Genomic DNA, 13,290 nt, shown 5'->3' on the forward strand with positions numbered 1-13,290 from the left:
TCGCTCCTTTTCCTTAAAGTTGTATGGCTTCTGTTTCCGTTGCTTTCACTGAGTCCGCATTAATGGCAGAGACCCTCAGAGATTCTAAATTGACCTCATGATCTTTTAAAGACCGAATACAAATGGTTTTTTCCTCACCAGGAAGCAGATCAAAGAAGTTATCCGAGCAAAGCACCTCTTCCTGATCAACATCGATTTTTACAAAACGGGCGAGTTTGTCCGCCCTGACAGTGATGGTATTCTGCTCTCTGCTTTCTTCGATTTCCAGGTGTGCCTCCGGATAGTTAATCTCCTTGAAATCCCGCAAATAATATCTGTTTTCCGGGAACGCTCCATTTCTTGAAGAAAGGCAAACCATCACTTCACCCGCGTTTTTCCCCTGAAGGATTTCCTCCTCTGTAAATTTGAAAAGGGATAAAACACTGTTTCCTTCCGCTTCAAAATCCAGTTTCCGCGAAAATACTGTTGCTCCATTAAAATCAAGCACTTCCAGCGTCACCGAGTCGTTCACCGGCTGCAGCTGATCATTGATCACCGTGAGTTCAAGGTCGCTGCCGGGATCATGGTCAAGCGTAACAAGAACAGGGGCAAAGAACCTTTTGGCATAATAATAGGACGCTTTAGGCAGGAGTTCATAATCGACCATGGACCAGCTGGTGCCCGGCCAGCAATCGTTAAGCTGCCAGATGAGCGCACCGCTGGTGTACAGCTTGCGGCGCCGGTAGTGTTCAATTCCGTACTTCAGCCCTTCTGCCTGGGTCAGCATCGAATAGTTCATATACTCTTCAATGGTATCCGGCACTCCGGTGAACCCTTCCATAAGAAGAATCCCTTTTTCATGAAAATGATCTTTGTTCCGGTAGGACATCTCTGCACTTTTCCAATAAAACTCGCCTTCTGGAATGTATTTGGACAAGGTATGAGAGTTGGAAGACGCATGCATGCCAAACTCGCTCGAAAAGAGGGTATAATCCTTTTTGTACTGTTTAAAAGAAACCCCTTCAAGCGAAATGTTCTGAATGACCGGCTCTCCTTTTTTTCTTGGCTCGACATTTCCGTGCCAAACCACCCAGTTATGGCGGTCACCCACCGTTTCATCATCGTGGTCGCTGTCTCCCGAACTTCCAAAGGGAGAGCTTGGCCAATACAGCCTGCCAGGATCGAGCTCTGTGAGCAGCTCCGGAATCACTTCATGATATATGCGCTCTCCGTAAAATGGTGTGGTAATCTCGCCATCCGAATGCTTGCGGTCATAAATCCAGTCAATCTCGTTATTGCCGCACCAGATCGCCAGACATGAGTAATTCCTCAGCCTTTTTATGACCTTCGTGATTTCGTCCTTCACATTGAGCATAAAATTCCGGTTGTAATCAGGATAAAGGGCGTTGGCAAACATGAAGTCCTGCCAAACAAGCAGTCCTAACCGGTCACATTCCTTGTAAAAGATATCCTTTTCATAGATGCCCCCGCCCCAGACACGCATCATATTCATATGAGCGTCCTTGGCCAGTTCCAGAAGCTTCGTATATCTGCTGTCTTCTGCACTGCCGATAAAGCTGTGAACAGGAATCCAGTTCGCCCCCTTGGCAAAAATCCTGACACCGTTCAAATTGAAAGCAAACAGGTTTTCTCCGTTTTCATGGGTTAGTTCCACCTTAATTTCGCGGATGCCAAAGCTCTGTTCATGAACATCAAGGACCGCTCCGCTTTCATCCTTCAGTTCTATTCTTAATTGATACAGGTATGGGTCGCCAAGGTCGTGCGTCCACCAGAGCTTCGGCTGAGGCACCTCCATTGTGGTTCTGCCATTACGGTAGAGCACATCTGTTTCGGAGGTGACCACTTCTGTCCGGGACCTGAGTTCAACTGACAGGATCAGCGTTTCTTTGTTTTTAAACGACTGTTTAATGTCAGCTTCCACCTCGATCAGCGCTTTATCCTCTTCAACTTTCACCGTTTTTGCGTGTACTCCTTCAAGATGGGCTTTTGTGTATTTTTTTAAGGAAACATCCTTCCAAATTCCCGCAGTCACGAGGCGCGGCCCCCAGTCCCAGCCAAAATTCATCGCAGCCTTGCGTGTCCAGATACGTTCCTTTCCATAACTGCACCAATAATCCTTTTCCTTGTTTTTCATGTGGATGGCGATGGGATCGAATTTAACGGCGATCACATTTTTACCCTGTTGAACCTGCCGGGTAACCTCAAAGGTATGCTCCACCAGCATGTTTTCCGTGTTTCCGATTTCTTTTCCGTTAAGATAAATGGCCGCGTACGTATCAAGTCCTTCGAAAACCAGATGCAGATATTCCTCATCCAGGCATTCATCCTCCCACAGAAACGTGGTGCGGTACCACCATTCCTTTTCTTCCACCCAGCTGCTGGCCAGGTCGTTGTGTCCTACAAATGGATCTTCAATGAGCCTTTTCTTCAAAAGCTCGGAGTGAACGTCTCCCGGGACAGACGCCCCCATCCAAAAATGATCGATATAGGATGGAGCTGCTATTTCCAGAGAAGGCACCTTCCCCGGCTCAAACCACTTCAGCTTCCATTCGCCTGATAGCTTCATTTCACATTCTCTCCCTTTCTTCATATGGATTTCTTTCGTGCCCGCCATGGGCGTGAACCAGATTCCGGTATTGGGTTGGCGTAAGTGTCGTACTTTTCTTGAAGATATGAACGAAGTATTTGTATTCGCGGTATCCCACCCTCTCTGCAATCTCAAAAACGCGGCAAGAGGTTTCCTTTAACAATTTCTTCGCCTGTTCCAGCCGGACCTCGTGTAAAAATTCATTAAAATGTTTTCCCGTTTCCTGCTTGATCAGCTGGCTGAAGTGATTTGGCGAAACATGGATAATGCCCGCTACTTCACCTGCCTTCAGGTCCTCGGCATAATACTTTTGAATATAAGAAACCGCTTTCTTAATCAGCCAGCGTGATCCTTCATGGGCTGCTCTCTGCTGAAACGAGAAATAAGATGACAGATCCTTTAAAAACAGGTTTTTCAGCTGATCGTACGAGTTGTATACGGTCGGGTTCACTCCCATTAAAAACTCGAAGCGAACAGCCTTTGGAAACCCTTCCAAAAGGCTGTGTTCAACAGATGAAATGGCCATACAAATCGCGCCAGCCGTATACCGGCAGTCGGAGAACTTCAGAAAAAGCTTTTCTGCCGCTTCGGCCGTATCATCTGCTTCCAGCTGAAACACATGCCTCACTTCTTCTTCACATGAAAAAGAACAGGATGAATCCCCTACCTCCGATGACCAATAAACCGGTTCGGGCTGAAACGGATACCCATCCAGGCCGTGCAGTAATTCCTGATAGCCACTTTTCAGATCCTGACTTAACTCAACAGCAGTCATGCACAAGAAGCAGCTGATCCCCGCCTTCTTTTCCAAACCCTTTTGCACCTGGAGGAAATGCTCCTTTTCCTTATCGTCATTTTCTGCAAGGCAAAGGGTTATCAGCCGATTTTGGTCACTGAAAAAAGAGGCACTGATCATATCCTGTGAGTTCAACTCGTTTTCCAGCGCTGCTTTCCACCTTTGTTTCAATTCTTGTTCCTGCTCTGGATTGAGGTTCTCTGTTTTTTCATGGTACTGCTGCATTTCACTGCCCAGTAAAAGCAAATGCTTTCCTTCCAGACACGTAAAACGGCGGTCTTCCCCATCCATTTCGTGATCTAGGACCGTGTCCGTCAGCAGCCGCTGCAGATGCTGTCTGCACTCTTTTTCAAGGTCATGCCGTCTTTCATTTGATATTTTTTGGACAAGAACCATTAATTCTTCAATGTCCACCGGTTTCAGCAAATAATCCTTTACACCGAGCCGGAGGGCCCGCTGAGCGTATTCAAACTCCTCATAGCCGCTGACCATTACCGTCTCTATTCCCGGGGCATTCTTATATACCCATTCCCTCAGCTTCAATCCATCCATAACCGGCATCTTCACATCGGATAAAATAACATCCACTTCAGTTTCCTGCAAAATCTCAATCGCTTCTTCACCGTCATAAGCTTCTCCAACAACTTCTGCATTGATTTGGTCCCATGGCACGGTTTCCTTCAGTCCCTGCACAATGATCGGTTCATCGTCCACAATCAACACTCTCAGCGTCATAGCCATCACCTTCACTTTTTTCGGCATCAAAAGGAAAAACAAGCCTGACCCATGCTCCCCCGGATTCTTTCTTCCGGATTTCCAGCGTTCCCCGGTCCCCATAAGCGCTCGTTAACCGGTCCTGAATATTTTGAAGGGCAAAGCCTCCTCTCATGGCGGATGCAGCCTCTTCAGGAGAAAATCCTTTGCCATTATCCATCACATCAATGACCAGCCTGTTGTCTTCCTGAAAACAGCGGATATAGATTTTCCGGATTTTACGCATATTCTCAAATCCATGCTGAAGGCTGTTTTCAATAAGTGGCTGGATCAACTGTTTAAGCACCTGAGCTTCCATAATTCCGGCTTCGCAATACAGCGTGAATTCCAGCTTTTTTCCGAGTCTTCTTTTTTGCAGTGCCAAATAGCTCTGGCTGTAGGTCAGTTCGGCCTCAAGCGTTATCCATGGCTTGCCCCGGTTCAGGCTGATTCGAAACATTTTGGAAAGCTGTTCGATCAGCTTGCTCGTGTCCATCGCATTCTCAAGCCTGGCTGTCCAGCGAATCATATCAAGTGTGTTGTACAGAAAGTGAGGATTAATCTGGCTTTGCAGAAGCTTGAGGTCCGCTTCCCTGCTGCGGATTTCCATCTTGTATTCTTTTTCAATCAAATGCTGAATCCTCTCCACCATCTTGTTAAATCGTAAGCCCAGCAATCCGATTTCATCCCGGGAATGGACCAGGACATTCGCAGAAAAGTCACCCTTTTCCACTTGCCGGGTCTGCTCCGTCAAACGAACGATCCGCTTAATATTAAAATGGTAAAAACCCGCCATGGCCAGGATTCCAAACAAGGTAAGGACCACCATCATCATGATGATCGAATCCATGATCTTCTTTAAGCCTTCCGCTACATTCGCCTTGTCGACAATGGCGACAAGAACCAAATCTGTTCCTTCAAGCGGCTGGGTGACCACATGGTATTGCTCTGATTCTTTTTCGTAAAGAAAGGATCCTCCCTGTTCTTTTTGCTGCAGCGTCTTATTCATAAACTTCTTATCGGGATACGTTTTTCCAATCAATGATGGATCATGGTGAAGGACGACTTTTTGATTATGATCCAGCACAAAGGTTTGCTGAAGACTTTTTGAATCGGTTTCAATGAGCTGGTACAGCTTGGCGGCATCCAGCCGGATGGTCACCAGCCCAATTGGCCGTGTGATATTGTTGATATCATTGATTACCCTGAACAAGCTGACGACCTTTTTCTTTCGGCCCCAATCATCTGTAATCGTATAGGCCTCGCTCCAAAATACTTTGCCATAAAGCGCCTTCGCCTTTCTTTCCCAGACGCCCTCCTCATTCTTCTCCAGCGGAGTGCCGATATGGATCCGGCTGTTATGAAGGCCGGTAAGCGTGATGGAATCCAAATACGGTTTGGAATTCAAATGAAAAACCGCATAGCCGTTGATCCGTTCTTCCAGATGTTTCAGCCGGACCTGATTCTCCGGGGTACTTGGTGTTGTTAAAAAGGTCCGGAAGTCATTGCTGTAAATCATGTAGGAAGAAATATCTTCAATGCTGAGAATGGCAGCTGACATATTGTCTTCCACCTTCTCCAGATGGCTTTTCGTATTGTCGATCGCCTGCAGCTGGATGGCCTGGTTTGCCTGTGAATAAATGAATAAGCTGAAGGCAATCATCGGGATCATCACCAGTGCCAGGAAAATGAATAAGAACTTCCACCTCAGCTGCCAGTCCGGAAAATAGAGAAGCCGTTTCATCGCATCTACTCCTGTTATGCTTCGTATAACACTAGCTTAGCCTTTTACCGCACCGGCTGTCATCCCCTTCACGAGATGGTCCTCAAGCAATAAATAAATGATGATTACTGGGATAACGGCCATTGTAAGGCCTGCCATCTGGGCGCCATAATTGGTGGTGAACTGCCCGGCGAAGTTTGCCAGCCCAAGCGGAAGTGTTTTTAACGAATCATCATTAATCAGCACAAGCGCAAAGGAAAATTCGTTCCAGTTATTGATGAAGTTCAAGATAATGACTGTGGCCAATGCCGGCCGGGTCATTGGAAGGATGATCGAAAAGAAAATCCGGAAAACACCGCACCCGTCCATGATCGCCGATTCCTCAATGTCTCGTGGAAAGGACTTCATGAAGCTCACGAGGATAAAAATCGTGATGGGCAGGTTAAAGGCAATGTACGGTAATATTAATCCAAGATGTGTGTTTAAGAGGCCCAAAGACTTCATGAGCAGAAACATCGGAACAAGTGTGGCATGAATGGGGATCAGCATGCCGAATACAAAGAAGGCGTACACCATCTTTCCCCATTTGAAAGCAAACCGCGCCAGAAAGTAGGACGCGATGGCCCCGGAAAAAATCGTTACCGCCACCGCTGCCACGGAAACAATGACGCTATTGAAAAAATAGGTGCCTAGCTTTGCCGTCTCCCATGCGGTTTTATAGTTATCAAACAGCCATTGCATCGGCAATCCAAACGGATTCTTCGCAAAATCGATATTGCTTTTAAACGAATTCAGAAACATCCAGAACATCGGATAGGCGTTCACCAGCCCATAGATCACAAGCAAAAGATAGATCAGCGCCTTTTTCGAAAAACGCCTGCCCTTGTTTGATTCTTTTCGAAGCTCGGTGTTTTTCTGTTTTTCCACCATCACATGAGCCATTTTAATCCCCCCTTTTTCTCAGAATAAGAGTAGACAGGTAGACCAGCGCGAGACTGAAGAAAAAGATAAAGAGCGACAAGGTGCTTCCATAGCCGTATCGTGTCGAAGAGAACGTCTGGTCAAACATGTACATCGCCAGCACTTCGGTCGTATGGCCCGGCCCTCCCGTTGTCATCACATAAATGAGGTCGAAGGTCCGCAAGCTCCCGCTGATGCAAAGAATAACGGCCACCATGATGGTGTTTCTCATCATGGGCAGCGTAATGTATAAGGTCCGTTTAAGGCCGGACGCTCCGTCAATTTTTGCCGCTTCATAGATTTCTTCCGGGATATTTTGGAGTGCCGCCAGAAAGATGATCAAATACAGCCCGATAAACTGCCAGATGATCGTCACACAGACAGAAAACATGGCCCATTTCGGATCTCCCAGCCAGTTCTGCGCCCAGTCGCCAAGACCCACTCCTTCTAGCAGCTGGTTGAAGAGTCCCCTTCTCGAGTTATACATCATTCCCCAGACAAGAGAGATAATGACGGTCGAGATGACCACCGGCATAAAGCCCAGCGTTCTGAACACCTTGCCAAATTTCAGCTTGCGGTTGATCAGCAAAGCAAAGAAAAGGGCGAGCGGAACCTGGCCAAAGACGGACGCGGCCACGACCAGCAGGTTATTCTTCAAGGCTCCCCAGAATACGGGATCGTGCAGTGCTTCCTTAAAGTTTGCCAGTCCTACAAACTTCATTTCTGTAAAACCGTCCCAATCCATGACCGAATAATAGAAGGAAAGAATGATAGGAACGATGGCAAATAACAGATAGATTACAAGTGCCGGCGCGATGCCGATAAGGGCCGGCCACTTATAGCGGTTTAACAGATGCATGGTATCCCTCCTTAAAAAGGAGGAAATCAAGCAAGTTTACTTGATTTCCAACTGATCCTTTTACTTTTCTTTATCCACCGCTGCCTGCAGTTTTTTGGCAAGCTGTTCCGGCGTCATCTGACCGAGCGTAACCTCCTGAAGCCCTGAATTGATCACATCGGTTGCATCCACCGGAAGAGTGGCATCATAAACCGGTGCAATATGGTCGCCTGTGAGCTTCGCTACCCGCTTCAAGGCCGGACTCACCCCTTTAGGCGGATCAATATCAGCAGGAACCAAAATATCTGCTTTCATCAAGTCAGTATAGTAGTCTTTGCTGTAAAAGCTTTTTAAGAATTCCTGTGCGGCTTTCAGTTTCTCGCCTTTCAGCTTGCTGTTCAGGGCAATGCCTGTCCCTGTTACTGCAGAAACAGCCTCAGGGCTGCCTTTGCCTCCATCAATGGAAGGGAAAAGGGCAATCCCCATATTGCTGTCATCGTCCATCGCCTCAAGTACAGGACCGAGTGACCATGCACCATCAATCATCATCGCCGCATCACCCATGACGAACAAGTCTCTGTGCTGGATATTATCAATAGAATTAAAATCATCGTTAAAGGCCTTCATATCCGCAAGTTCCTTAATTACACCGACTGCTTTGACAAACTCCGGATCCGTAAACTTCTTTTTGCCATCTAATACATCAGGAAGGAAATCGCTTCCTGTCATGCGGTCACCAATCATAGAAATGTAGGAAGACTGCAGTACCCATTGCGCTTTATTACCAAGCGTGATCGGAATGACGTCCTGCTTTTTCAGCTTTTTGATGAGCGATTTGAAATCTTCATAGGTTTTTGGAAATTCCTTATACCCTGCTTTGGCAAGCATCTTTTTATTATAGTAAACAAGGCTCGTTGGCGTTACGTTTGCCGGAAGTGCATATTGCTTTCCGTCCACATTGTAATCGGTGAGCTGGTTTTTCTTGATCAGGCCGTCCCAATGGCTCAATATGCTGTTGAGCGGCTGAATCAGCTTGCCGTTTACGAGCGGTGTCAGCTCAGCCCCCGGCCATACCTGAACCAGATCCGGCAGCTGCTGGCCAGCCGCTTGCGTTTTCACCTTGACCTTAAACTGGTCATGAGGAATGTTTTGCTGCTTGATAACAATATTTGGATGTTCCTTCTCAAACTTCTTAACCGCCTTTAAGCTCGCCTTATTTTGTGGGGAAGGATCCGTCCATATGTTCCAAAACGTCAGTTCAATCTTATCCCCGCTTCCGTTGCCCGAAGCCTTTTCGCCATTACCCGAACAGGCCGACATCAGGACCAGCATCAATGCTGAGACAACCAAAAGCGCTCTTGCTCTCAACCGTTTACTCATCTTTTACGCCCCCTCAATCAATTGTTTAAACGATAGTTTAATTGTAAACGGTTTCAAAACTCTTGATAATCCGAAAAAATTAAGATAGTACCCTAATTTTTCACTCGTTTTCTGTTATTTCTGATTTTTTAAAATAAAACCGCCTCTGGGAGGTGTTTTTTATGAATTCATTTTCTCAGCTTTGTTGTTTACTCTCGGCTCGACATGATTTACTCACCGTTTTGGTGTGATTACTCACGATTTGACTCCGGTTACTCACGAAAATAGGAGCTTTACTCACCATTCCATGCCAATTACTCACCAAACACATCATTTTCATAGAAAAAGCCACCCAGCAATGCTGGATGGCTCCATAAGTGATGCAGCAGATTATGCCTTTAATTCCAAAACAGCAACCTCTTCTTCCTTCAAGGTGCTCTTTGCCGTTGCTTTGGCAAAAACAGTACCGAGTACACAGATGGCAAAGTTAGCGATCAGTCCGATTACTCCTCCATGAATGCCATACACCGTTTTGTGACCGGTCAGTGTCAGGTAGCCTGCAAAAGCAGCGCCTATCAGCATGCCCCAAAACACGGGCTTCGCACTCATTTTTTTCCAGTACAGCCCGAGAACAAAGGCCGGGAAGACTTGTACAAGAAGCTCAAATTTCAGAACAAAAATCTGATAAAGTGTGCCTGGCGGATTCCAGGCGATGCCAAGCAGGCCGAAGATGGCGATAACGCCCCCCACTTTTCCGACCATGACTTTTTTATGTTCCGATGCATTTGGATTAATGAACTTTCCATACACATCATTAGACAGCATAGATGAAAAACTTAACAGGACAGAGTCAGCTGTGGACAGAATGGCGGCGACTATTCCCCCAAAAAAGATAATCATCGTCCAGTAATAGATAGGATGGATGGCGGCAATCTTGTTCGCCATAAGACCAACAAGCTGCTCTGATCCGCCTGTATCCAGGTTAGGAAACAGCATAAGCCCAATAATCCCAATGACAAATACCAAACCCGTCGTAATTGGTGGCATCCATGCCATGCGGGCAAACGACTTCTTTAAGGTGCGCTCACTCTGTGCCGAATAGATCCGCTGCACGGCGTGAGGATAAATACTTGCCCCCAGGCCGACCAGCACGAGCATACTCAACCAGTTGATGGACGTTTCAGCAGGAGGAACAGCCACTTTGGCCGGCTCATTTTGATGGACATAGGTTGTCACCTCACTGAAGTTTCCTCCCACCAAATACAAGGCACCAATAAGAAAAACAAAGATCCCAATCATCAAAATAATGCCCTGCATGACATCCGTGAAGGCGACTGCTTTCATGCCGCCCATCCATTCGTAGGCCAGCATGACAAGTACAAAGGCAATAACCGCAATTTGATAGGGAATGGTTCCGCCTGTCATGCCGGCAACCGCCTGCCCGATCGCCACCAGCTGTTCAAGCAGGTAATTCCCCAACCCCCACAGCATTAAAAATATACTGAGAAGTGTGACCGCTTTGGATTTAAAACGAAACTCGAGCCAGTCGGTCGGTGTAATGAATTTCTTCCGTTTGGCGACCACATAAAGCCTTGGGGCAAACAAAAGATAAATGCCGATAATGATGGTCATGAATGAGATCGACTGCAGCCAGGAAAAACCCGTTCGGTAGGCGCTAGGCGCATAACCGACGATGGTATTTCCACTGTACTGCGTGGCATAAAGAGTAAAGAATAAGGCGATAAATCCAAGGTTTCTTCCGGCCAGGTAATAACCCGAAAGACTGTGATGAATGTTCTTTTCACCCCTGCCTGAAAGATAGCCAATCACAAGCATGATCACCGCAAAAGCGGACAAAATGATGATGCCATCCATTCCTGCAAATGTCAGTTTCATCGCTGAACCTCCTCTGACCGTTCCGCTTCTTCCTCATCCTCCACAATGTTCCACTGCTTGAGGCAAAGCCAGCTCAGATAGGCAGACAAAACAATAGAAAAAACTGTGGAGAGAAACGCCCACAAAGGAAATCCGAGTACAAAAGGCTCTACTGCACTTTCAGGAAAATACCACGGAACGATTGCCAAAACAATCAGCAAAAGCAAAAGCCATATCCATTTCTTCTGAATCGGTTCTTTGATCCCGCCATTCTTCATTTCCCTTTTCCTCCTCCATCCCATTTTCATTTCTCGTAACCGCTTTCAATCTTGCCCTTAAATAACTTGTCTTTCCTGCAATTCCATCAGCTTATCCTCACTGTAGCCAAGCAGCTCTCCGTAAATCTCGCAGTTGTGCTTGCCCATCGTCTCGGCCCCAGGGTATTTGACCTTGCCTGGTGTGCGGCTCAACTTGGGAACAACACCTGGCATCGGAAACTGTCCAAGAGTCGGATGCTCCACGTTGACGATCATTTCCCTTTCTTTGTACTGCGGATCCTCCAGCACTTCCTTTGCCGTGTAAATCAATCCAGAGGGCACCCCTTTTTTATCCAGAATGGCAAGCGACTCTTTGGCATCCAGCGTTTTAGTCCATTCCTCAATCAGCAGGTCAAGCTCTTTCATATGTTCCCCGCGTGCTCCGTGTGTGGCATACTTCGGATCATCGGCAAGCTCCGGCTGTCCCATCGCTTCGCATAGCCGTCTAAATACACCGTCTGCGTTCGCTCCAATCACGATATATGTTTTATCCTTTGTAAAATAAATGTTGGATGGAGCCACACCGGGAAGGATATTCCCCATCCTCTCCCGAACATAGCCGGCAAGCAAATAGTCCGGAATCATGCTTTCCATGACCGAAAATACAGATTCGTAGAGGGCCGTGTCCACCACTTGGCCCCGCCCGGACGATTCTCTTTCATGAACCGCAACCAGACAGCCGATCGTCGCGAATAGCGCAGCCAGTGTGTCGCCAATCGAAACTCCGATCCTTGATGGCGGCCTGTCTGGAAAGCCTGTCACATTACGAAGTCCGCCCATTGCCTCGCCGACACTTCCAAATCCTGCACGGTGCCGGTACGGACCAGTTTGGCCATAACCCGATGTCCGGACCATGATCAGCCTCGGGTTGATCTCTGACAGCTCCTCGTACGACAGATTCCATTTCTCCATCGTACCCGGCCGGAAATTTTCAATAATAATATCCGTTTGTTTGACAAGCTCCTTTAAAATTTTCTGACCTTCTTCATCACGCAGGTTGAGTGTGATGGACTTTTTGTTGCGGGATTGAACGGGCCACCATAAGCCGGTTCCTTCCTTCGAATTTCCCCAATTTCGCATGGGATCACTTTTTCCCGGCGGTTCCACTTTAATAAGTTCCGCACCAAAATCGCCAAGCAGCCGCCCTGAAAACGGACCGGCAATCAGCGTTCCAAGCTCAAGCACCCTTAAGTCCTGCAGCGGAAGTTGATTGGTTTCCATTTGATTCCTCCTATCCTGAGCCAATCAGCTGTTTATTACGAAATTTTCTGAATTATGTATACAAATTTAAGTCATTGTATACAAGAAGTCAACAGCTTATTAAAAAATAGGTAAATTTAATTAAATTAAGCGTTTTCTTATCTGTTTTTTCGGAAAATATTGATAACTATTTTTCTATTGTATACAATCAATATGAGGTGTTGTTATGGATGCATACAAGTTTATAAAGGATTCCATCATTCAAGGCAAATTCGAGCCGGGTGCGAGGCTTGCGGAAGAAACACTCGCCAAAACTCTCAGTTTAAGCCGTACGCCGATTCGGGAAGCTATTAAACAACTCGAAGCAGAAGGACTTGTTATTCCCTTGAAACGCGGCGTGGGAGTAAGAAATTTTACCAGAGAGGATATCCGCCAAATCTATGATTTGCGGACGATTCTCGAAAGCTATGCGGCAGGCCAGGCGGCCATCCATAGAACAGCAGATGATCTTAAACGAATGCAAGACGCTAATAACCGATATGAAAAAGTCATACAAACCTATGTGGAATCTGATATTGACTGCATCCGGGAAATTACAGAGGTCAACCAGGAGTTTCATGAAGCCATCGTGTCAGCGGCCAGAAATGACCACCTTTACTTCCACATTTCCAAGGTCGTAGTCGTACCGCTCGTCTTCCGGTCGTTCTATTGGTACAACCAATTTCAGATCGTTCAATCGTTTGAAGTTCACAAAACGATACTGGAAGCGATCACCAATCGGGAACCGGAACGGGCGCGCATTGCGATGCATGAACACATTTATCAGGGACGGGATCATGTGTTAAACAATTTTGAACAAATAACCACTCCCTCATAAAGGAG

Annotated in this window: 10 protein-coding genes; 1 reads left to right on the forward strand and 9 read right to left on the reverse strand. The window is 46.7% G+C overall.

Annotated features, from left to right (window positions below):
- Positions 1-13: 13 nt before the first annotated feature.
- The 9 genes from QNH15_RS22425 to QNH15_RS22465 all read right to left on the reverse strand — a co-directional run bounded on the left by QNH15_RS22425 (position 14) and on the right by QNH15_RS22465 (position 12,429).
- Positions 14-2,566 carry a beta-mannosidase gene (locus QNH15_RS22425; RefSeq protein WP_283890684.1) on the reverse strand — a complete coding sequence of 851 codons (2,553 nt, stop codon included), beginning with the start codon at positions 2,564-2,566 and terminating at the stop codon, positions 14-16.
- Between the two features lies 1 nt (position 2,567).
- The gene (locus tag QNH15_RS22430) at positions 2,568-4,118 is read right to left on the reverse strand and encodes a response regulator transcription factor (protein WP_283890685.1); all 1,551 of its coding nucleotides are present in this window, start codon (positions 4,116-4,118) and stop codon (positions 2,568-2,570) included.
- Positions 4,087-5,880, reverse strand: coding sequence for a sensor histidine kinase (locus QNH15_RS22435; protein ID WP_283890686.1), 1,794 nt, complete (start codon positions 5,878-5,880; stop codon positions 4,087-4,089). The genes QNH15_RS22430 and QNH15_RS22435 overlap by 32 nt, the downstream gene beginning before the upstream one ends.
- 36 nt (positions 5,881-5,916) lie before the next feature.
- On the reverse strand, positions 5,917-6,801 hold the full coding sequence (locus tag QNH15_RS22440; protein WP_283890687.1) for a carbohydrate ABC transporter permease: 885 nt from the start codon (positions 6,799-6,801) through the stop codon (positions 5,917-5,919).
- Between the two features lies 1 nt (position 6,802).
- Positions 6,803-7,678 (reverse strand): carbohydrate ABC transporter permease, encoded by an 876-nt coding sequence (locus QNH15_RS22445; protein ID WP_283890688.1) that lies wholly within the window; start codon positions 7,676-7,678, stop codon positions 6,803-6,805.
- A 60-nt stretch (positions 7,679-7,738) separates the two neighbouring features.
- Positions 7,739-9,037 carry an extracellular solute-binding protein gene (locus QNH15_RS22450; RefSeq protein ID WP_283890689.1) on the reverse strand — a complete coding sequence of 433 codons (1,299 nt, stop codon included), beginning with the start codon at positions 9,035-9,037 and terminating at the stop codon, positions 7,739-7,741.
- Positions 9,038-9,406: 369 nt separating this feature from the next.
- Positions 9,407-10,912, reverse strand: coding sequence for a sodium:solute symporter family protein (locus tag QNH15_RS22455; RefSeq protein ID WP_283890690.1), 1,506 nt, complete (start codon positions 10,910-10,912; stop codon positions 9,407-9,409).
- Complete coding sequence (locus QNH15_RS22460; RefSeq protein WP_283890691.1) at positions 10,909-11,169, reverse strand: hypothetical protein; 261 nt, start codon at positions 11,167-11,169, stop codon at positions 10,909-10,911. Before QNH15_RS22460 ends, QNH15_RS22455 begins: the two co-directional genes overlap by 4 nt.
- Before the next feature lie 57 nt (positions 11,170-11,226).
- Positions 11,227-12,429, reverse strand: a complete 1,203-nt coding sequence (locus tag QNH15_RS22465; protein WP_283890692.1) for a CaiB/BaiF CoA transferase family protein — start codon at positions 12,427-12,429, stop codon at positions 11,227-11,229.
- A gap of 205 nt (positions 12,430-12,634) precedes the next feature.
- Between QNH15_RS22465 and QNH15_RS22470 the strand changes: the two genes are divergently transcribed.
- Positions 12,635-13,285 (forward strand): GntR family transcriptional regulator, encoded by a 651-nt coding sequence (locus QNH15_RS22470; protein WP_283890693.1) that lies wholly within the window; start codon positions 12,635-12,637, stop codon positions 13,283-13,285.
- Positions 13,286-13,290: the final 5 nt, after the last annotated feature.

The sequence above is a fragment of the Fictibacillus enclensis genome (assembly GCF_030123385.1).
GTDB classification, from domain to species: domain Bacteria; phylum Bacillota; class Bacilli; order Bacillales; family Fictibacillaceae; genus Fictibacillus_C; species Fictibacillus_C enclensis.

Bases quoted from the DNA above. Each gene is read 5' to 3' on its own strand.
- QNH15_RS22425 (WP_283890684.1), bottom strand. From the start codon at position 2,566: ATGAAGCTATCAGGCGAATGGAAGCTGAAGTGGTTTGAGCCGGGGAAG.
- QNH15_RS22430 (WP_283890685.1), bottom strand. From the start codon at position 4,118: ATGACGCTGAGAGTGTTGATTGTGGACGATGAACCGATCATTGTGCAG.
- QNH15_RS22435 (WP_283890686.1), bottom strand. From the start codon at position 5,880: ATGAAACGGCTTCTCTATTTTCCGGACTGGCAGCTGAGGTGGAAGTTC.
- QNH15_RS22440 (WP_283890687.1), bottom strand. From the start codon at position 6,801: ATGGCTCATGTGATGGTGGAAAAACAGAAAAACACCGAGCTTCGAAAA.
- QNH15_RS22445 (WP_283890688.1), bottom strand. From the start codon at position 7,678: ATGCATCTGTTAAACCGCTATAAGTGGCCGGCCCTTATCGGCATCGCG.
- QNH15_RS22450 (WP_283890689.1), bottom strand. From the start codon at position 9,037: ATGAGTAAACGGTTGAGAGCAAGAGCGCTTTTGGTTGTCTCAGCATTG.
- QNH15_RS22455 (WP_283890690.1), bottom strand. From the start codon at position 10,912: ATGAAACTGACATTTGCAGGAATGGATGGCATCATCATTTTGTCCGCT.
- QNH15_RS22460 (WP_283890691.1), bottom strand. From the start codon at position 11,169: ATGAAGAATGGCGGGATCAAAGAACCGATTCAGAAGAAATGGATATGG.
- QNH15_RS22465 (WP_283890692.1), bottom strand. From the start codon at position 12,429: ATGGAAACCAATCAACTTCCGCTGCAGGACTTAAGGGTGCTTGAGCTT.
- QNH15_RS22470 (WP_283890693.1), top strand. From the start codon at position 12,635: ATGGATGCATACAAGTTTATAAAGGATTCCATCATTCAAGGCAAATTC.